The sequence below is a fragment of the Cytobacillus mangrovibacter genome (genome assembly GCF_042865275.1).
GTDB classification, from domain to species: domain Bacteria; phylum Bacillota; class Bacilli; order Bacillales; family Cytobacillaceae; genus Cytobacillus; species Cytobacillus mangrovibacter.
This window is the reverse complement of sequence record NZ_JBIACJ010000008.1, coordinates 12,226-31,886: the sequence shown is the minus strand read 5'-3', so window position 1 is coordinate 31,886 and position 19,661 is coordinate 12,226. Positions and strand designations below refer to the sequence as shown.

The following is a 19,661-nucleotide window of genomic DNA, read 5'->3' as shown; positions in this document are numbered from 1 at the left end:
TCCTTTTGAACACCCTCTTTATCCATTCCTATTTTCTAAACTTTTCCTTAATCCAAACCCTAAGTCAATTATACCTAATATCCTCACAATGGAAAGGAGAATTGGGAGAAGGAATATGGAGACAGTTGCAATAATAGGTATAGTCTTAGATACACCTTTCAAATGACAAATATAATAGATAAATGACAAGCCTTGAATAACCATGCATAGCTGAAGAATAAACGAAATATTGACTAAAGCTAAGTACCAATAATCCCCTTCAACAGGATTAAATACAAAGCTTGCTAGTATTGTTAATAAATAATACCAAAGAATACTCTTCGGCAGCACAAGTTCCCTAAATGGCTTTCTCTGGTCAACCGTTACCCCGAATCTTTTAACAATTGGGAAGGAAACCACTTCAATCAAGAAAACAGCAAATATTGAGGTTAATACAAATAAACTTGGTGTCAAAGATTCTACCATTTTCGGTACTGCCTCAAATTGTTCTATGACTTTCCCATCAATAGTCTGACCCGTCGCATCAAGAAGCTTTCTTGAACTATCAAAGGATTCCTTCATTATGGCAATCAATTCTTCAATAAGGTTCATCTTGAAAAAAACAACCATCGCTGCATATTGCACGAGCAAAGTAATAAGAAAGACAAGTGTGGCAGCAATAAACGTAGACATTCTTCCCTTTTTTACTTGAATAAAGTAGCCGATAACAAGCCCAGTCACTCCATATGAAAGTGTAAACGGAATCGCAAGAACCGTTCCGACTATGAAGGAAAGAAAAACAGAAGCCACGAAGAAAATGAATGAATTCATTCGTGTGTTTTTTGCGGCAAATAAAATAAATGGGACAGCCAAAAATAAGTTTGTCACAATCCCAAGCACTGGAACATAGACGGTTATTAGCATTAAAACACTAAAGATAGCTAGAAGGAGTGCCCCTTCTGTTAACTTATGTACATTTTTCAATTTTCCACCCCCTAGTGGGTACATCCATAAGGTCTATTTTAGCTAGTAATATTAAGAGATTCAACCATCTGAGCTAGGAATCGTTTATGTATGATTCTTCTTAGCTAATTTATCATTATATACATGCTAATTCTCGAGTATATTCTGTGAAAAATGGATAATAGAAAAGGGATATCAAAATGAATGATATCCCTTTTCTATTTAATTTATTTTAGGCTATTTTTGTAAATATAGTTGCTAAATAATACATAGTGGGGTAAAGGTTGATTTCCGCTCCAGGTACTCGCTTTCCGCGGGGTGGGCGGTGAGCCTCCTCGGCGTTAAAACGCCTGTGGGGTCTCACCTGTCCCACTGCTCCCGCAGGAGTCTCGCACCTTCCACTTCAATCAACCAATCTTTTTTTGCCAACAGTGTTCATCGATTGACAAAATTAGAAATAACCCCCTATTAAAGTACTCTAATTTATTTTAAAACGGTCTACTACTTCTTTTAATTCATTGCTTAATTCTGTTAGTTGCTCTGCAGATTCTGCAACGGATTGAAGGGCATGAAGTTGTTCATCAGTTGAAGCACTTACTTCTTCACAGGAAGCAGCTGCCTGCTCGGACATTGCTGCCATGCTATGAATTCCACTCACTACTTCATCTTTGCTCTTAGCAATATGAGTCATTTCATTGCTTATATAGAAAATTGATTTCCTCATTTCTTCAACTAGTCCTGAAATGTTTTGGAAATTCAATTCGGTTTCATTGACTACCTCTGATTGCTGATTAAAGGTTTCCTTTGTCTTACTCATTGATTCAACCGCTAACAGCGCTCCACTTTGAATGTCGGTTATTGTTTGCTTAACCTCATCAGTGGCTACAACTGATTGTTCAGCTAACTTTCTTACCTCATTTGCTACAACAGCAAAGCCTTTGCCATGTTCACCTGCGCGAGCAGCCTCAATACTGGCATTTAAGGCTAGTAAATTCGTTTGTGAACTTATTTCTGTAATTGTCGTCATTACCTTTTCTATCTTTTCGATCTTATCTTCAAGGTCATTTATAACATTTTCCATCGAACCAAGGTATTCCTTCGATGTAGCAAATGACCCTTTTAGATCGCCAATTTGCTTTATTCCTGATTGATTGATGCCATCTGCTTGTTCAGCTAGCAGCGTCATCTCAGTAGCCTTTTCGCTGATGTCATTAATCTGATTACTTAATTGATTTGATAGCTGATTGGCTGTTTCAGCCTCTGCTGCTGATTGAGTCGCACCTTTGGCAATTTCATTAATAGCTGCAGCCATTTCCTCACTAGAAGCGTTTGTTTCTTCAGAAACGGCACTTAAACTCTCAGCAGATTCTTTCACATTATTAACAGAATCGTTCACTGTAGTTAATATCGACTTCATACTTCCAACCATTGTATTGAAATGGCCACCCAGCTCACTAATCTCATCCTTCGAGGTTACGTTCACATTCACCATTAAATTCCCATTTGATACTTGGCTAAATGCCTTCTTCAGTAATGAAATAGGTTTGGTCAGTCCAGCAGCTACAAAATAAGTAATGACTAAAGCAATGACAAGACCAATAATCGAAATCATAATAATGCTATTTCTTATTTTCAAAGCTGTTACTATTAAATCCTTTTCTGTGTATGCTGCGCCTACTTTCCACGATGTATTAGCAACAGTGTTATACACTAATAACTTTTTGTCACCTTCATACACATAATTGATAACATCTTCCTTATTTTTACTCTCAAACATTGATTTAATAAATGGCAGATCCATTAAATTATTGCTTCTTTCAGTTGGATGAACAATAGCTGTTCCTTCTTTTGAGAAAACAAATGAATAGCCATGATATCCAATTTGAACCTCACTAATCATTTCTGAAATATTTGCAAGCGTGATATCTAGTCCAACTACACCAATTACCTTTGATCCTTCTTTCACGGCATGAGAGGCGGTAACAACATATTCTTTCGTTGCCTTATCAACATATGGCTCACTCCAGACAACTTCATCTGGATTAGATGCAGCAATTTTATACCAATCTCTTGAAGTAGGATCAAAATCTGCGCCTAAATCCACTGCAGGAATAATTTCTAAATCCTTCTTTGCACTCGCCACATAGATAGAAGTGACACTTCCGTATTTATCTATAAAATTTAAAAAGTCCTTTTCTAATTCCTTTTTTGACTGATCATCAATCACCTGACTATTACTATTGGCATAGTCCATTACTCGCTGGGATTCAGATAAATATTGTAAATTGGTTGAATACGTATCAAGAAATAATTGAAGTGATGTATTCATTGAATTGACAATACTTTTTGTTTGACCAACTACATCTTTCTCAATTTGGTTTTCTGTTTGTTGGTAAACAAAAAAGCCTACTACCAGCAATACGGCAATAAACAATGACGAAATCAATAAGATCAGTTTTCCCTTTATTGATTTTAACAAAATATTCTCCCCCTTATTTTTTATATTCATTTGAATAAGGAAGTAGATTCAATAGCATAAAAACTTGAAATACCCTCCGACATCCCCCAATATTCCATGTTGAAGCTAGTATTAAACAAGGTTTTAAAAGCCACCTCTTCTTCCCCATTTGTACAAAAAAATGCAGAAATACACTTAATTAATAGTAACATATATTTTTTTACTTAAATATTTGAAAGATGATTTGTAATTTTATAAATATTCCACTTTAACGTATAAAAGCAAAACCTGGAATAATTGGCATTTTTTGCATAGAAAAAGACACCGAAGAATCGGTGTCCTACTCTTAATTATTCACCTGAAACATAAGGCAGTAATGCCATAGTACGTGCGCGCTTAATAGCAGTTGTTAATTTACGTTGGTATTTAGCGTTTGTACCAGTTACACGGCGTGGTAAAATTTTACCGCGCTCAGAGATGAATTTTTTTAGAAGATCAACATCTTTAAAGTCGATGTGAGTAATTCCGTTTGCAGTGAAAAAGCAAACCTTACGACGTTTTGCACGTCCGCCTCTGCGTCCTCCAGCCATTGTCAATTCCCTCCTTTTCTATTTCTTATATAAGATCGTTTAATAATCAATCATGTTAAAACGGTAGATCGTCATCAGAAATGTCTATTTGACCATCATTTGCAAATGGATCTTTATCTACTCGCGTGTAACCTTGATTATTTCGGTTGTACTGTTGTTGTTGATTCTGATTGTTGTTTCCGAATGGGAAATCCTGTTCCCTAGGAGCACCATAGTTTGCACCTTCGCTTTTGCCGCCAGAACTATTACGCGGCTCAAGGAATTGCACACTTTCAGCCTGAACTTCCGTCACATATACGCGCTTTCCATCTTGGCCATCATAACTACGTGTTTGAATCCGTCCATCAACGCCAGCAAGACTTCCCTTTTTCAAGAAATTTGCTACGTTTTCAGCTGGCTTTCTCCAAATAATACAGTTAATAAAGTCTGCTTCCCGTTCACCTTGTTGATTCGTAAACGTACGATTCACAGCAAGTGTAAATGAAGCAACCGCTACTCCATTTGGGGTATACCGCAAATCTGGATCCTTTGTCAAACGTCCGACAAGAACAACACGGTTCATCATCAGAATCAACTCCTTCCAACCATTGTTTCACATGGAACATTGTATCTATTATTTTTCGTCTTTAACAACGATTTGACGGATAATATCTTCGCTGATCTTAGCTAAACGAGTAAATTCATCTACTGCTTTTGCTTCAGCATTTACATGCATTAATTGGTAGTAGCCATCGCGGAAATCATTGATTTCATAAGCTAAACGACGCTTACCCCACTCTTTAGAATCAGTCAATTCCGCACCATTATCAGTTAAGATTGTGTTAAAACGCTCAATAAGAGCCTTTCTAGCCTCATCTTCAATATTTGGGCGGATGATGTACATAATTTCGTACTTTCTCATCACTTTCACCTCCTTTTGGTCTAAACGGCCCGTCTATACGGGCAAGGAGCAATATACATTACTCACAAGTTGAAAGTATAGCATATAATATACAATTTTGCAATGCAGGTCCTTTAAATATTAATACAGATGCCTGCACATCTATTATTTAATTACTGCATATGACGATTGAAATGCTGTCTTAATCCTTCACCAAGGATATTAAAAGTCAATGTTGAGAGAACAATCGCTAGCATTGGAAAAAAAGGAATCCAAAAGGCAGTAATAACATCTCTGCGCGCTTCTCTAATAAGAGTTGCCCAATCTACACTTGTATTAAAGATTTGACTTTGTCCAAAGTTAATCTGGATCAGCTCCTGTGAAATAAATACATTAATAATTGCTAGTTGGCCAATCAACATCGCTACACGGCCTGCATCAATAAAAAAATTCACCCATATGCTTGGTAAAAGACTCGGTAGATAATGGGATAACATCATATTTATTGGCTTTACACCAATCGTTACTCCTGCTTCAATAAAGGATTTCTGTGAGAGGGAATGCGCCTCTTGCTGAATAATAAAGCTAACCCTTCCAACCTCAACAAGAGCAATCACAAAAATGGACCAATAGAATCTTTGCTCATGAAATAATAAAAAGGGCAAACAAAGAATTAATGCCGTTGTAAATATAACAGGGAAACTTGAAAAAAGCTGATTCCACCATTTATTAAGCCATGAAAAGAATCCTTTATTTTTCATGCCAAGAAGCCCTAAAGGAATAGCTAACGCATATCGAAGAATAACAATGATAAAAATAAGGAAAAATGTATCCTTTGCACCCACTACTAATAAACTAAGTAAATCTCTCCCTTCTCTATCTGAGCCAAGCGGGAATTTCTCAGAAGGTGGAAAAGGAGCTGTTTCAATTTTGCCTGGGCCAGGAAAAATTACTCGCTCTCCTTTTAGCTCTGCATCCACAAAAGGTAAACTTTCACCGAAAATGGTCAAAAGGGCTAACATCCCAGTCATAATTAAGCCAATCATTAAATAGTAATTTTTCAAATGATTCCCCCCTTTTATGGAATTCGAAGACTTCTCTTAATGAGTAGGCCAATCAATTGAGCCACTATAACAAGAAGCAAAAAACATAAGCCAATCCCAATGACGACTCCTGGCTCAAATCCGCGGAAAGATCCCATATTGAAAGACGTGCTGAATCCAAGGGCAGTAAATAATCTGTAGGCCAGACCTTCGTACCCGATCAAATATTCGACAATAAGAAGGCTGGACAAGGTATGAATCATTAATGAAGTCATATGGGACAAAATCATTTTCATCCCATTTCGCAAAATATGGCGGTTTGTCACTTTAGACATAGGAAATCCCTTTGCTTTTGCTACTTGAATATAATATTGCCCATCCTCATTTGATAGAGCAGCTGATGTAATCCTTGCCATGTACATCATTGGATAAATGGATACTAAAATAGCAGGCGCGATGAAGCCGTACCAATTTGACTGGCTAAAGAGGCGCAGGGATGGGAAAATAAAAATAACTAGCCATTGCAGGCAAATGACAATAAAAAAGTCAGGGATGGATTGCAGAAGCCATGTCAGTCCATTACCAAGGATACTCTTTCGATTAAATCTATTTCTGTAATCAAAAACTCCCTTCCAGACCCCCATGAGTAAACTAATAATAAATGCTGGTATAATAATCTTTAAACTGTTGGGAAAGAAACGTTTTAGTTCATCTTCAACAGTCACATTTTGATGCCTTGTCTCACCTAAGCTTTTTTCTTTCCAAACCAATTGTATGTATTGAACGATATTGTCTTTATACTCTTGCAAGGAAAATTGATATTCCATTTCTACCGTCTGAGCCCTTCCTCCTACAGACATGGCTGGATTTCGCGGGAACAAGACAACTAAGAGTAAGGCTGCGATGATAATCACATAAAAGAATAAGTTCTTAATAAACATTCCGGCAATATCCATCTTTCCCTCCAAACAAAAGGTTATTTTACAAAATCATATCAAAAATAACTAGAATATTCTATTAATTTACCATATATCTCTATAGAACTCTACTCAAAATTGGGAATCTTAACATAGAAAAAGCTGTCCACTAGTCGTAAAGTTGACTTAATGGACAGCTCTTTTATAATTAGCTCGCGATTAAACATTGAAACGGAAGTGCATGACATCTCCGTCTTTAACTATATATTCTTTTCCTTCTAAACGAACTTTACCAGCTTCTTTGGCTGCTGCCATATTGCCTGCTGCTAAAAGGTCGTCATAAGAAACTGTTTCTGCTCGAATAAAACCTTTTTCAAAATCAGAATGGATAACGCCTGCACATTGTGGTGCCTTCATCCCTTTAATGAATGTCCATGCACGAACTTCTTGTACACCAGCTGTAAAATATGTTGCCAGCCCAATAAGATTATAGGCAGCTCTAATTAACTGATCAAGACCTGATTCTTGAATGCCAAGTTCTTGAAGGAACATTTCCTTTTCTTCCCCTTCAAGTTCCGCAATTTCTGATTCAATCTTCGCACAAACAACAATAACCTCAGCATTATCTTTTTCGGCAAATTCTTTCACTTGCTGCACATATTCATTTGAAGATGGATCTGCTACATCATCTTCACCAACATTTGCTACATAAAGCACAGGTTTAATGGTTAATAGGTGAAGACCTTTAGCTACCTTCATTTGCTCTTCTGTAAATTCTACTGTACGTGCAGGCTTGTCTGCTTCAAAGGCCTCTTTAAGCTTTTCAAGAATCTCCATTTCAAACATAGACTCTTTATCTTTTTGTTTCGCCATTTTTCCTACACGGGCAATCCGCTTATCAACTGACTCAAGGTCAGCCAAAATTAACTCTAAGTTAATAATTTCAATATCATCTATCGGATCTACTTTTCCAGATACATGTGTAATATTATCATCCGCAAAACAACGAACAACCTGACAAATAGCGTCTACTTCACGAATATGTGACAAAAACTTATTGCCTAATCCTTCGCCCTTACTTGCACCTTTTACAATCCCTGCAATATCCGTAAATTCAAATGCCGTTGGAACAGTCTTTTTCGGTTGAACAAGCTCAGTTAATTTGTTTAGACGATGATCCGGCACTTCTACGATTCCTACGTTCGGATCAATTGTACAGAACGGATAGTTCGCAGATTCCGCTCCCGCCTGGGTAATTGCATTAAATAAAGTAGACTTCCCAACGTTCGGTAAACCTACAATCCCAGCTGTTAAAGCCATCTATCGCCACTCCTCTATTTAGAAAATATCTATTATAAACAATGGTTTCACTCATATAAGCCCCTCACAATTATAGAGATATAAGGGTAAAAAGACAAGCATTCATGAAAACCAGTCATTATGATGATGATTCCTCATTCTTTACTAAGATTTTCTTCATTTTCCGTGCAAACTCTCTGCGCGGGATTAGTACACTATGGGCACACCCTTCACATTTTATTCGGATATCTGCGCCCAAGCGAATAATTTTCCAACGGTTGGTTCCACATGGATGTGCTTTTTTCATCTCAACCACATCATTTAAACTAAACTCCTTTTGTTCCACCATTAGCCCCCCTATTCTATTCCTTCTCTGGCATCCTTTCACCATTACCTCATTTATGAACATATTATCAAATAATTGCCATGAATAGAAATGAACCTACTACAGGATTGAATAAAACAAGAATATTTTTCTACTATTCCCCTTTTTATAGGACATTTTGCCCTGTTTGATCTTTAAATTTAATCGTTACGTATACATTGCTAAATTCTTCCGTATACTGTTACTACTAATTGGAAAGAAGTTATCGAATGACTCAAACTCGTACGTTTCTTACTTAAAAAAGAGGGGTGGAACCATTGAATGTAAGACATAATCTGTTTGATAAAAAGGACGGCACAACAAGAATTCCACATAATGAGGCAAATGCATCAATGAAACTAGCAAAGGAAATCAGCTATCTATTGCCAACTAGTGTTAGCAGCCGTCCAATTGTCTTTGTCTGTATCGGAACAGACCGCTCAACTGGTGATTCATTGGGGCCACTTGTCGGCACACTTCTTGAAGAAAAAAGACAATCCTCTTTTTTTGTTTATGGAACACTTGAAAACCCCGTCCATGCTGTGAATCTCGCTGAAAAATTAGACGAAATAAAGAAACGCCATTTCAACCCTTTTGTTATTGGAATTGATGCTTGTTTAGGCCGTTTAAAAAGTGTTGGGGTCATCCAAGTAGGTGAAGGGGCAGTAAAGCCTGGTGCAGGCGTCAATAAGGAGCTTCCTGAAGTGGGACATATGCATATTACTGGGATTGTTAATGTAAGTGGATTCATGGAGTTTTTTGTTTTGCAGAATACAAGACTTCATCTTGTCATGAATATGGCAAAGACCATTGCAAACGGAATTTACAAAGCAAGCTTGGAATACGAGCCTAGTCCTATTTTATCTGCATTTAAATGGGAATCAGATAAAGAACAGGATATTCAAAGCAGCAATATGTAATAAGTAGAGGAGAAAATCTCTCCTCTACACTTTAAAAGTATAATTGGTAAAAGTGAATAATTGTTACAATAACTCCTGTTACAAGAATAGCAGGCAGTAAATTAGCCACACGGATTTTTGTTATTCCTGCCAGATTCAATCCAATCGCAAAAATCATAACTCCTCCTGTAGCAGTCATTTCAGTAATAAAGCTATTCATAAGCTCTGTTGGCACAAATCGATCAATTTGAGTAGCAAATAGCGCAATCAATCCTTGATAAATCACTACAGGGAAAGCTGAGAAGAGAACACCGACTCCAAGCGTAGTCGTCAAGATTAAGGCAGTAAAACCATCTATAATTGACTTTGTATATAGAACGTCGTGATCACCTCTAATTCCACTATCTAATGCTCCAATGATTGCCATCGCTCCAATAACAAATATTAAGGTAGCTGTAACAAAACCTTGAGAAATGCTCCCCTGCCCTTGGCCACTTGAACCCAGTTTTTTTTCTAGCCAGTCTCCGAGTGCATTCAATTTATTCTCCAAAGCAAAATACTCTCCTATCACCGCACCAAAAACAAGACTAATGATTACGACTAAAAAATTATCCCCTTTTAAGCCCATTTGAAGTCCCAGCACCATAACAGCTAACCCAATTGCATACATAACGGTTCCCTTCATATTTTCAGGAATCCGATGGAGTAATTTACCTAATAACGTTCCAATAATAATCAATAATCCATTTACAAGTGTACCAAGCAGAAACATCTCTTTTCTCCTCACTAAATCTATTTCGAATTACGAATGATTTTTAGAATACAGTACACGAATCCGACAATTTTTACAATATTTTTTTATTTTCCCCAATAAATTCTTATTAACAAGCCGCTCTTCAGAACAAATGCGCAAGCGCCTTGATCACCCCCGATAAGCACAAGACGAGCCTCCCGGAAAGGTGTCCTTTACCTTTCTGGGAGGTTTGGCTTGTGACCTCGAGGGGGTAGGCGCTGGAGCTGGACGCAGACAAACTTGTCGCAAAGTTATCCACAACATCCAAATTTATAATTTCCTAGACATAAAAAAAATAAACCATCAGCATGATGGTTTATGGATTACTTCGTTATCTCTAACAATTCAATGATCCGCTCTAAGTCTTCCTTTGAGAAGAATTCAATTTCAATTTTCCCTTTATTCTTCGATTGTTTGATGTTAACAGTTGTTCCAAAACGCTCACGAAGAGAGGATTCCCGTTCTTTAAGAAAGACATCTTTTTGTTGTGCAGGCTTTTTTGTTTCACGTGAAACATCGTTCAGTTGTTGAATAAGCTGCTCAAGCTGACGGACATTAAGATGATCCTTCATCGTCTTTTCGACAACTGCCTGGAGTTTATCCTTTTTTCTTAAGCCCAAAAGTGCCCTGCCATGTCCCATCGATATCTCTCCATCGGAAATAAGTGCTTGTATTTTCGGTGGGAGTGATAATAAGCGGATGTGATTAGCAATATGTGGGCGGCTTTTTCCAAGACGCTTGGCAAGCTCCTCTTGGGTTAGCTTTAGCTTTTCTATTAAAAGCTGATAAGCTGCCCCTTCTTCAATTGGTGAAAGATCCTCTCGCTGTAAGTTCTCTAGGATAGCGAGCTCCATCATTTGCTGCTCATTCAGTTCTCGTACGACAACAGGCACCGTTTCAAACTTCGCTTCCTTTGCTGCACGAAAACGCCTCTCACCTACAACAATTTCATAGCCCTTGATACTTTTTCGAACAATAATAGGCTGAAGAATGCCATGTTCAATAATCGATTGCTTCAGTTCCTCGATTGCTTCCTTGTCAAATACTTTCCGTGGCTGATAAGGATTGGGCCTCAGCTCTTTTATTTTAACTTCGCGAACCGTTTCTTCCTTCTCGGTTTCCATGTTTGTAAAAAAGGCATTCAGTCCTTTTCCTAAGCCTTTAGCCATTTGAAATCACTTCCTTTGCCAAATCTAAATATACTTCAGCTCCGCGGGACTTCGGATCATACGTAATAATTGGCTCACCATGGCTGGGTGCTTCACTTAGACGAACATTTCTAGGAATAATCGTTTTATAGACTTTATCTTGAAAATACTTTTTCACTTCTTCAATTACCTGTAAGCCTAAATTAGTTCTTGCATCAAGCATGGTTAATAAAACACCCTCTATTTTCAAGTCCTGATTTAAGTGCTTTTGAACAAGACGAACAGTGTTCAGTAACTGACTTAATCCTTCTAAAGCGTAATATTCACACTGAACAGGGATAATAACTGCATCAGAAGCGGTAAATGAATTGAGTGTAAGTAATCCTAGGGAAGGAGGACAATCAATAATAATATAATCGTAATCTTCCTTAATTTCTTCCAATGCTCTTTTTAGTCTAACTTCTCTTGAAATCGTCGGCACTAATTCAATTTCTGCTCCTGCTAATTGAATTGTTGCTGGAATGACGTAGAGATTTTCAACTGATGTTGGCATAATTACCTTAGACGCTTCCACATCATCAACTAACACATCATAAATGCATTGTTCCACATCAGCCTTTTCGATCCCAACACCACTTGTTGCATTCCCTTGAGGATCTATATCTACCAATAAGACTTTCTTCCCTATGTATGCTAAGCATGCACCAAGATTGACTGAAGTCGTCGTTTTGCCAACTCCACCCTTTTGGTTTGCAATTGCAATTACTTTGCCCACGATATCACCTGCCTTCATCTTCAATTAAGTTTTTTGTCGCATATATATTAATAACTTCAACTTTTTAAAAATAGCAGTCACGTAATCTATTTTATCATGAAAAAGGCAAGAGGATATTTTTTTTGTTAAAAATATGGAGAAGGACAGAGGTTTTTGTAGTTATTAATAATGCAGATAGTCTAATAGCCTGTGGAATACGCATTTTAAAAAGTGATCTATCAAACCAATCACTTTATTTATGCATACTCAACAGGCTATTTCAACTGTATAATTTATGGCTGTTTTCGTAAATATGGTTGCTAATTAACATATAATTGGTAGAGATTGATTTCCGCTCCAGGTACGCACCGAACCGTGGGGTGGGCGGTGAGCCTCCTCGGCGCCAAAGCGCCTGTGGTGTCGCACCTTCCGCTCCAATCAACAACCTCTTTTAAAAAGGACTATATTTATCAAGGATCAATTAAATAAACCTATTTCTTTTTAGGTATTTTAATCGTGATTTGATAGAATTCATCAAATTCTTCTTCTTTGGAATCTAAATTAATCCCACTGTCTGAAACCATAGATAATGATTGACGTATCGTATTGACCGCAATTCGCATATCTTTACTAAAGGCTTTTCTCTTTGCCTTTGGCTTAGGATTATTCTGTTCTAGAATCCTTACAACTCGATCTTCTGTTTGCTTAACATTTAGACTTTTTTCGATAACTTCCTCAAGTAATTTCACTTGCTTTTCAGGATCCTTTAAAGGGATTAGTGAACGGGCATGGCGCTCTGTAATCGCTTTACTTAATAAGGCGTCTTGGACAAGTTGAGGGAGTTTTAAAAGTCTAAGCTTATTAGCGACAGTTGACTGCCCTTTGCCTAAACGCTGTGCCAGTGCCTCTTGCGTTAGATTATGCAGCTCTAGAAGCTTTCCGTAAGCAACAGCTTCCTCTATCGGTGATAATTCTTCTCTTTGGAGATTTTCAATTAAGGCAACAGAAGCTGTTTCTGTATCATTAAGATTCTTAACAATAGCCGGGACTTCATCCCAGCCAAGCTTCTTCATTGCTCTCCATCTTCGCTCACCAGCAATAATTTCGAACTGGCCATTTCCAAATTCCCTTACTACAATCGGTTGAATAATCCCGTGTGTATGAATCGTTCGTGACAGTTCCTCAATTCGATCATCATCAAATACCGTTCTTGGCTGAAAACGGTTAGGAACAATAAGATTAATGGGAATTTTCTTTACTTCTTCGAAATCCCCAATTTTCTCTATATCCACTTGATCTTCTAATTTTTCCGCTTCTACTTGTTCTCCCTTTTCGCCTAGGCCAAAAAAGCGTGAGAAAGAATGCTTCATCACCCTGCACCACCTTTACGAAACTCCCTATTACATATTCTCTATAAAAATGACAAGTCCTTCCGACTATCAATATTAACCCATTTTTTTCGTACTAAAATTGTGAACATTTCTGCTTCAACTTTGCTAAGACTGTACTTGCAAGTATTATTGCTAAATAAATTTTATCAGACAAAATTCCTTGATTATTAAATAAAACGAGTCAGATTATTGCATTAACCTATTTATTATGCCATATTTCTGTGAAAAACGTAATATTATTCAATTGGTGTTTTGTTTGGCGTACCTGGTTTTCTTGGGTACTTTTTTGGTGTAGCCTTTTCCTTTTTGATAATTAAAATATTCCGTTCGCTTTCTTCTTGAGGAAGTGTGAAGGAAAAGGATTGATCAAGCTTACCGCCTAGGACGGCAATCGCCTTTTTCCCTGCATCTAATTCTTCTTTTGCACTTGCACCCTTCATCGCTACAAAAGTCCCACCTACTTTCACAAGTGGTAAGCAAAGCTCGCTAAGTACGGATAGTCTTGCTACAGCTCGTGCAGTGACCACATCATACACTTCTCGATGCTCCTTTTTCTGACCAAATGTTTCTGCACGATCATGGATAAATTGGACATTCTTCAAGCCCAATTGATTTGAGAGATGCTCTAAAAAACCAATTCGTTTATTCAATGAATCGACAATGGTCACATGAAGTTCTGGAAAGGCAATTTTGATAGGCAGACTTGGAAAACCTGCACCTGCACCAACATCGCAAATATGTAAAGGCTCATTAAAATCAAAATAAAAAGCAGCCGAAATCGAATCATAATAATGCTTTAAATACACCTCAGGCTTGTCAGTAATGGCTGTTAAATTCATTTTTTCATTCCATTCCACTAATGTGGAGTAATAAGTTTCGTATTGTTGAAGCTGCTGAGGCGAAAGCGAGATCCCCTTCGCACTCAGCATATCAATAAATTGTTCTATATTCATCGCCTAGTCCTTTCCAAATGTCTCGCTCTATTCATTTGAGACTCTTGCAATCCGTCCCTGTTCAATATAAATCAGCAAAATTGAAATATCTGCTGGGTTTACACCAGAAATCCTTGAAGCCTGTGCAATCGATAAAGGCTGAACTTCTTTTAAATTATGTTTTGCTTCTGTGGCAATTCCGTTAATGGCATCATAGTCAATGTTCTCAGGAATTTTTTTGTCTTCCATCTTCTTTAAACGCTCAACTTGCTGAAGGGATTTTTCAATATATCCCTCATATTTAATATGAATTTCAACTTGCTCTTCAACCTCGGAATCAAGAGCCTCTTCACTAGGAACAAGCTGCTGAATATGCTCATATGTCATTTCTGTTCGTTTTAATAGATCAGAAGCCCTGATCCCATCCTTTAATTCACTTCCGCCTAGATTATGAATTAGTTCCTGAACTTCAGCGGTCGGCTTGATGATTGTTTTTTGGAGTCTTTTAATTTCGCCTTCAATCGATTGTTTTTTTCCTAAAAACTTTTGATAACGTTCTTCTTTAATAAGACCAATCGAATGACCAACTTCTGTTAAGCGCAAATCCGCATTATCATGACGAAGCAATAAGCGATATTCTGCACGTGATGTAAGCAAACGATAGGGTTCAGAAGTTCCCTTTGTAATAAGATCATCGATCATTACACCAATATAGGCATCAGAGCGACTTAGAATAACCTCTTCTTTTACTAATGCTTTTAGCCCTGCATTTATTCCAGCCATAAGACCTTGCCCAGCCGCTTCTTCATAGCCTGACGTTCCATTGATTTGGCCAGCGGTAAAGAGACTTTTAACTTGCTTCGTTTCTAATGTAGGCCATAGCTGGGTTGGTACAATTGCATCGTATTCGATAGCATATCCAGCACGCATCATTTGTGCGTTTTCTAGACCAGGTACACTTCTAATTAAACGATGCTGAACTTCCTCAGGTAAGCTTGTTGAAAGACCTTGAACATATACTTCCTGTGTATTTCTTCCTTCTGGCTCCAGAAAAATTTGATGACGAGGCTTATCGTTGAAACGAACAACCTTATCTTCAATGGAAGGGCAATAGCGCGGACCTTTTCCTTGAATCATTCCAGAATACATAGGTGATCGGTGGAGATTGTTATTGATTATTTGATGTGTTTCTTCACTCGTATATGTTAGCCAGCAAGGAAGCTGATCTGTAATATACTTAGTCGTTTCGTATGAAAAAGCTCTTGGTGTTTCATCACCAGGCTGGATTTCGGTTTTGCTGTAATCAATGGTATGACTATTCACTCGAGGAGGCGTACCCGTTTTAAATCGAACCAAATCAAAGCCTAACTCCTGAAGGTGCTCAGAAAGCTTGATAGAAGGCTGCTGATTATTAGGGCCGCTTGAATATTTCAGTTCACCTAAAATAATTTCACCTCTTAGGAAAGTACCAGTCGTTATAATAACTGTCTTCGAATGGTAGACTGCTCCTGTTTGGGTAACAACACCTTTACAAACACCATCTTCTACAATTAATCTTTCAACCATCCCCTGGATGAGAGTTAAGTTTTCTTCCTCTTCAAGTATCTTCTTCATTTCATGCTGATACATAAATTTATCAGCCTGCGCCCTTAATGCTCGGACAGCTGGTCCTTTTCCTGTATTCAACATTCGCATTTGAATATGAGTTTTATCAATTACCTTACCCATTTCCCCACCTAATGCATCAATTTCCCGGACAACAATTCCCTTAGCTGGTCCGCCAACTGATGGGTTGCATGGCATAAAGGCAATCATATCTAAATTGATAGTAATGACTAATGTCTTCGCACCAATACGGGCAGATGCAAGGCCAGCTTCACAGCCTGCATGACCCGCGCCAATAACGATGACATCATAGTTTCCTGCTTCATATGGCATAATTCTGCCTCCTTTATTCTTCTTTTACTTTCCTAAACAAAACTGTGAAAATAATTGATCGATTAGGCTTTCATGAACACTGTCTCCAATAATTTCACCGAGCAATTCCCATGTTCTTGTTAAATCGATTTGCACAATATCTATTGGTGTTCCCATATTAACAGCCTGAAGTGCTTCTTCAATCGTATTTAATGCTTGATTCAGCAATGCAATATGGCGAGTGTTTGAAACATAAGTTAGATCCCCTGTTTCTATTGAACCTGAAAAAAACAAAGATGCAATTGCTTCTTCTAATTGATCTACCCCCTTATCTTCTAATAAGGAAGTCGTAACTATTTTATGACCTTTCGAAAGCACTTGAACTTTATCCATATCTATAGCTTGAGGCAAGTCTGTTTTATTGACGATAACGATAACATCCATGCCTTCAACAGCTTTAAATAAGTTTTCATCTTCATTTGTAAATTCATCGGAATAATTAAGAACCAGTAAAATAAGATCTGCTTCTTTTAATACCTGCCGGGATCTTTCTACACCGATTCGTTCAACAATATCTTCTGTTTCCCGAATACCTGCAGTATCTAGTAATCGTAATGGAACACCACGCACATTAACATATTCCTCAATTACATCTCTAGTCGTCCCTGGAATGTCTGTTACAATCGCCTTATTTTCATGAACAAGACTATTTAGTAATGATGATTTTCCTACATTCGGACGTCCTACAATAACTGTAGACAATCCCTCTCGCAAAATTTTCCCTTGTTGAGAGGTTCTCAGCAGCTTTTCAATCTCTTCTTTGACATATGCCCCTTTTTCCAGCAAAAGTGTATGTGTCATTTCCTCAACATCATCATACTCAGGATAATCAATATTCACTTCTACATGTGCCAATGTTTCTAAGATTTCTTGGCGCAGCTTTTGAATCAGCTTAGAAAGCCGCCCTTCCATCTGTCCTAGTGCTACATTCATAGCCCGATCGGTTTTGGCACGAATTAAATCCATCACTGCTTCTGCCTGGGATAAATCAATACGTCCATTTAAAAACGCCCTTTTCGTAAATTCCCCTGGCTCCGCAAGCCTTGCTCCATTATTCAAAAGCAGCTGCAGTACACGATTAACAGATACTAAGCCACCGTGGCAATTAATTTCAACGACATCCTCTTTGGTAAAGGTTTTCGGACCTTTCATCACAGAAACCATTACTTCCTCAGCCACTTGACCTGTCTTCGGATCAATAATTTGACCATAGTGGATTGTATGGGAAGCAACATCTTTAATCCTTTTTCCGCCGATTCCTCTAAATAATTTATCTGCAATGGCAATCGCATGATCACCACTTAACCGAACAATCGCAATTGCTCCTTCACCCATTGGTGTTGAAATAGCCGCTATTGTATCAAACTCCATTTAAATCCACTCCACTCACTACACTAGCAGGTTTCTATTTATACCAAATACCCAAATAAATAGAATAGCATATGCTCATTTGTTAGAAAAGAACGGAGTCACCTTTTTTGCTTCTTATCCACAAGGTCACTCTTTGCATTCTTAACCTTTTTTATCCACATTCCTCTAGATTATTATGCTCTATTTTAACTTATCCACATGTGAATAACAATAAAACCAAATGATAATTCACATTCAGGCTGTTTTCGCAAACATTGATGCTAGAGAAATGTAGTTAGTAGAGGTTGATTTCCGCTCCAGGTGCTCGCTTTCCGCGGGGCGGGCGGTGAGCCTCCTCGAAGCACACGCTTCTGCGGGGTCTTACCTGTCCCACACTTCCCGCAGGAGTCTCGCACCTTCCGCTCCAATCAACTAATTTTTTTGCCAATCGTTTCGTAACTTTTTAGAGCAACAAAAAACTCCCAATCAAATGATTGGGAGTTCGTTTCTATTTATTTGGTGTGATGACAAGATGTCGATGCGGGTCATTTCCACTTGAATATGTTTTTACCCGTTTATTTTCTGCTAGCGCTGCATGAATGACTTTTCGTTCATATGAAGGCATCGGTTCTAAAGCAACACTTTGGCCAGTTCTTACTGCTTTTTGTGCTAGCCTTTCCGCTAATTGAATAAGGGTATCATTGCGTCTTTTTCGGTAATCTTCTGCATCAAGCAAAACATTCATATATTGATCAGAATAACGATTAATCACAAGTTGTGTTAAATATTGTAAAGAATTTAATGTTTGTCCTCTTTTTCCGATCAATAGCGCAATTTTCTCACCTGTTAAAATAAATTGGATATTTCGCCCTTCACCTACAAGCTCAATTTCAACAGGTGCACCCATCTTTTCACTAACATCTGACAGGAATTTCTTCGCTTCTTCAATAGGATCCTGCTTCTTAACAGCTTTCACAATAGCAGGACGTGAGCCAAAAATACCGAATATCCCCTTTTTCCCTTCATCAACAATCGTAATCTCTGCATGCTCTTTCGTTGTCTGTAATTGAGCGAGAGCCGACTTTACTGCTTCCTCGACGGTTGTCCCCGTAGCAGTTACTTGTTTCACTTTTTTGCTCCTCCTGCATTACCGGTTGCTTTTGCACTCTTTAGCTCCGGCCCTTTTATAAAGTACGTCTGTACAATCATAAAGATATTTCCAACTACCCAGTATAATGAAAGAGCTGCTGGGAAGTTAATTGCAAAGACAATAATCATGATCGGCATTAGCCAAAGCATCATCGCCATTTGTGGATTTTGATTTGCCGTTCCAGCCATCATCATCTTTTGTTGAATAAATGTTGTTACACCCGCAATAAGCGGTAATAAATAAATTGGATCTGGAGAGCCGAGGTCAAACCATAAGAAGCTATGATCAGCAATTTCCCTTGTACGTGTAATTGCATGATAGAATCCAATTAAAATCGGCATTTGAATAATTAGTGGAAAACAGCCTGCTAACGGATTGACACCATGCTGCTGAAATAATGCCATTGTTTCCTGCTGCAGCTTCTGTTGTGTTTTTTGATCCTTTGAACTATATTTCTCTTTCAGCTTTTGCATTTCAGGCTGTATTGCCTGCATTGCCTTTGAACTTTTCGTCTGCTTAATCATTAGCGGCAGTAAGAATAAACGAATAACGATCGTAACGATAATTATCGAAAGCCCAAAGCTACCTCCAGCAAACTCTGCCACTTTTATAATAAACAGTGAAAGCGGATACACTATGTACTCATTCCAAAACCCTTCACTCTCAGAAGTAATCGGTTGTTTGATTTCTGTACAGCCAGCTAAAAGTGACACCAAGAAAATCAACCCGATTACCAGAAATATTCTTTTCTTCAAACGTTTTTTCCTCCTTACT

19 protein-coding genes are annotated in these 19,661 nt (G+C 37.9%); 1 reads left to right on the top strand and 18 read right to left on the bottom strand.

Annotation, left to right across the window (positions count from 1 at the left end; translation table 11 throughout):
* Nucleotides 1–18 precede the first annotated feature (18 nt).
* From ACFYKT_RS15085 to ACFYKT_RS15045, 9 genes are all read right to left on the bottom strand, one after another.
* Nucleotides 19–963 (bottom strand): YybS family protein, encoded by a 945-nt coding sequence (locus tag ACFYKT_RS15085; protein WP_389221277.1) that lies wholly within the window; start codon nucleotides 961–963, stop codon nucleotides 19–21.
* Nucleotides 964–1,420: 457 nt separating this feature from the next.
* Nucleotides 1,421–3,421 carry a methyl-accepting chemotaxis protein gene (locus tag ACFYKT_RS15080; RefSeq protein WP_389221274.1) on the bottom strand — a complete coding sequence of 667 codons (2,001 nt, stop codon included), beginning with the start codon at nucleotides 3,419–3,421 and terminating at the stop codon, nucleotides 1,421–1,423.
* Between the two features lie 329 nt (nucleotides 3,422–3,750).
* Nucleotides 3,751–3,990: a 30S ribosomal protein S18 gene (gene rpsR, locus ACFYKT_RS15075; RefSeq protein WP_389221271.1), complete on the bottom strand. Its 240-nt coding sequence runs from the start codon at nucleotides 3,988–3,990 to the stop codon at nucleotides 3,751–3,753.
* A 55-nt stretch (nucleotides 3,991–4,045) separates the two neighbouring features.
* Nucleotides 4,046–4,555, bottom strand: a complete 510-nt coding sequence (gene ssb / locus ACFYKT_RS15070; RefSeq protein WP_389221268.1) for a single-stranded DNA-binding protein — start codon at nucleotides 4,553–4,555, stop codon at nucleotides 4,046–4,048.
* A gap of 48 nt (nucleotides 4,556–4,603) precedes the next feature.
* Entirely contained in the window at nucleotides 4,604–4,891 is a 288-nt protein-coding gene (rpsF, locus tag ACFYKT_RS15065; RefSeq protein ID WP_389221265.1) for a 30S ribosomal protein S6, read from the bottom strand.
* Nucleotides 4,892–5,043: 152 nt separating this feature from the next.
* Nucleotides 5,044–5,934: an ABC transporter permease gene (locus ACFYKT_RS15060; RefSeq protein WP_389221262.1), complete on the bottom strand. Its 891-nt coding sequence runs from the start codon at nucleotides 5,932–5,934 to the stop codon at nucleotides 5,044–5,046.
* 14 nt (nucleotides 5,935–5,948) lie between these two features.
* Complete coding sequence (locus tag ACFYKT_RS15055) at nucleotides 5,949–6,869, bottom strand: ABC transporter permease subunit (RefSeq protein ID WP_389221259.1); 921 nt, start codon at nucleotides 6,867–6,869, stop codon at nucleotides 5,949–5,951.
* A 180-nt stretch (nucleotides 6,870–7,049) separates the two neighbouring features.
* Nucleotides 7,050–8,150 (bottom strand): redox-regulated ATPase YchF, encoded by a 1,101-nt coding sequence (gene ychF / locus ACFYKT_RS15050; protein WP_389221256.1) that lies wholly within the window; start codon nucleotides 8,148–8,150, stop codon nucleotides 7,050–7,052.
* A 118-nt stretch (nucleotides 8,151–8,268) separates the two neighbouring features.
* Nucleotides 8,269–8,475: a DUF951 domain-containing protein gene (locus ACFYKT_RS15045; protein WP_389221637.1), complete on the bottom strand. Its 207-nt coding sequence runs from the start codon at nucleotides 8,473–8,475 to the stop codon at nucleotides 8,269–8,271.
* Between the two features lie 296 nt (nucleotides 8,476–8,771).
* On the opposite strand from ACFYKT_RS15045, the gene yyaC reads away from it, so the two are divergent.
* Nucleotides 8,772–9,413: a spore protease YyaC gene (gene yyaC / locus ACFYKT_RS15040; RefSeq protein ID WP_389221253.1), complete on the top strand. Its 642-nt coding sequence runs from the start codon at nucleotides 8,772–8,774 to the stop codon at nucleotides 9,411–9,413.
* A gap of 31 nt (nucleotides 9,414–9,444) precedes the next feature.
* Here the strand turns inward: yyaC and ACFYKT_RS15035 are convergent, their stop codons facing one another.
* From ACFYKT_RS15035 to spoIIIJ, 9 genes are all read right to left on the bottom strand, one after another.
* Nucleotides 9,445–10,164 (bottom strand): DUF554 domain-containing protein, encoded by a 720-nt coding sequence (locus ACFYKT_RS15035; RefSeq protein ID WP_389221251.1) that lies wholly within the window; start codon nucleotides 10,162–10,164, stop codon nucleotides 9,445–9,447.
* Between the two features lie 344 nt (nucleotides 10,165–10,508).
* Entirely contained in the window at nucleotides 10,509–11,354 is an 846-nt protein-coding gene (locus ACFYKT_RS15030) for a ParB/RepB/Spo0J family partition protein (protein ID WP_389221248.1), read from the bottom strand.
* Nucleotides 11,347–12,108: a ParA family protein gene (locus ACFYKT_RS15025; protein WP_389221245.1), complete on the bottom strand. Its 762-nt coding sequence runs from the start codon at nucleotides 12,106–12,108 to the stop codon at nucleotides 11,347–11,349. The genes ACFYKT_RS15030 and ACFYKT_RS15025 overlap by 8 nt, the downstream gene beginning before the upstream one ends.
* Nucleotides 12,109–12,578: 470 nt before the next feature.
* A complete protein-coding gene (noc, locus tag ACFYKT_RS15020; RefSeq protein ID WP_389221242.1) occupies nucleotides 12,579–13,457 on the bottom strand; it encodes a nucleoid occlusion protein in 879 nt (292 codons plus the stop codon).
* Between the two features lie 257 nt (nucleotides 13,458–13,714).
* Nucleotides 13,715–14,431 carry a 16S rRNA (guanine(527)-N(7))-methyltransferase RsmG gene (rsmG, locus tag ACFYKT_RS15015; RefSeq protein ID WP_389221239.1) on the bottom strand — a complete coding sequence of 239 codons (717 nt, stop codon included), beginning with the start codon at nucleotides 14,429–14,431 and terminating at the stop codon, nucleotides 13,715–13,717.
* A gap of 27 nt (nucleotides 14,432–14,458) precedes the next feature.
* A complete protein-coding gene (gene mnmG / locus ACFYKT_RS15010) occupies nucleotides 14,459–16,348 on the bottom strand; it encodes a tRNA uridine-5-carboxymethylaminomethyl(34) synthesis enzyme MnmG (RefSeq protein WP_389221236.1) in 1,890 nt (629 codons plus the stop codon).
* A gap of 24 nt (nucleotides 16,349–16,372) precedes the next feature.
* Nucleotides 16,373–17,758: a tRNA uridine-5-carboxymethylaminomethyl(34) synthesis GTPase MnmE gene (mnmE, locus tag ACFYKT_RS15005; RefSeq protein WP_389221233.1), complete on the bottom strand. Its 1,386-nt coding sequence runs from the start codon at nucleotides 17,756–17,758 to the stop codon at nucleotides 16,373–16,375.
* A gap of 487 nt (nucleotides 17,759–18,245) precedes the next feature.
* Complete coding sequence (gene jag, locus ACFYKT_RS15000) at nucleotides 18,246–18,866, bottom strand: RNA-binding cell elongation regulator Jag/EloR (protein ID WP_389221230.1); 621 nt, start codon at nucleotides 18,864–18,866, stop codon at nucleotides 18,246–18,248.
* On the bottom strand, nucleotides 18,863–19,642 hold the full coding sequence (gene spoIIIJ, locus ACFYKT_RS14995) for a YidC family membrane integrase SpoIIIJ (protein ID WP_389221227.1): 780 nt from the start codon (nucleotides 19,640–19,642) through the stop codon (nucleotides 18,863–18,865). Before spoIIIJ ends, jag begins: the two co-directional genes overlap by 4 nt.
* Nucleotides 19,643–19,661 lie beyond the last annotated feature (19 nt).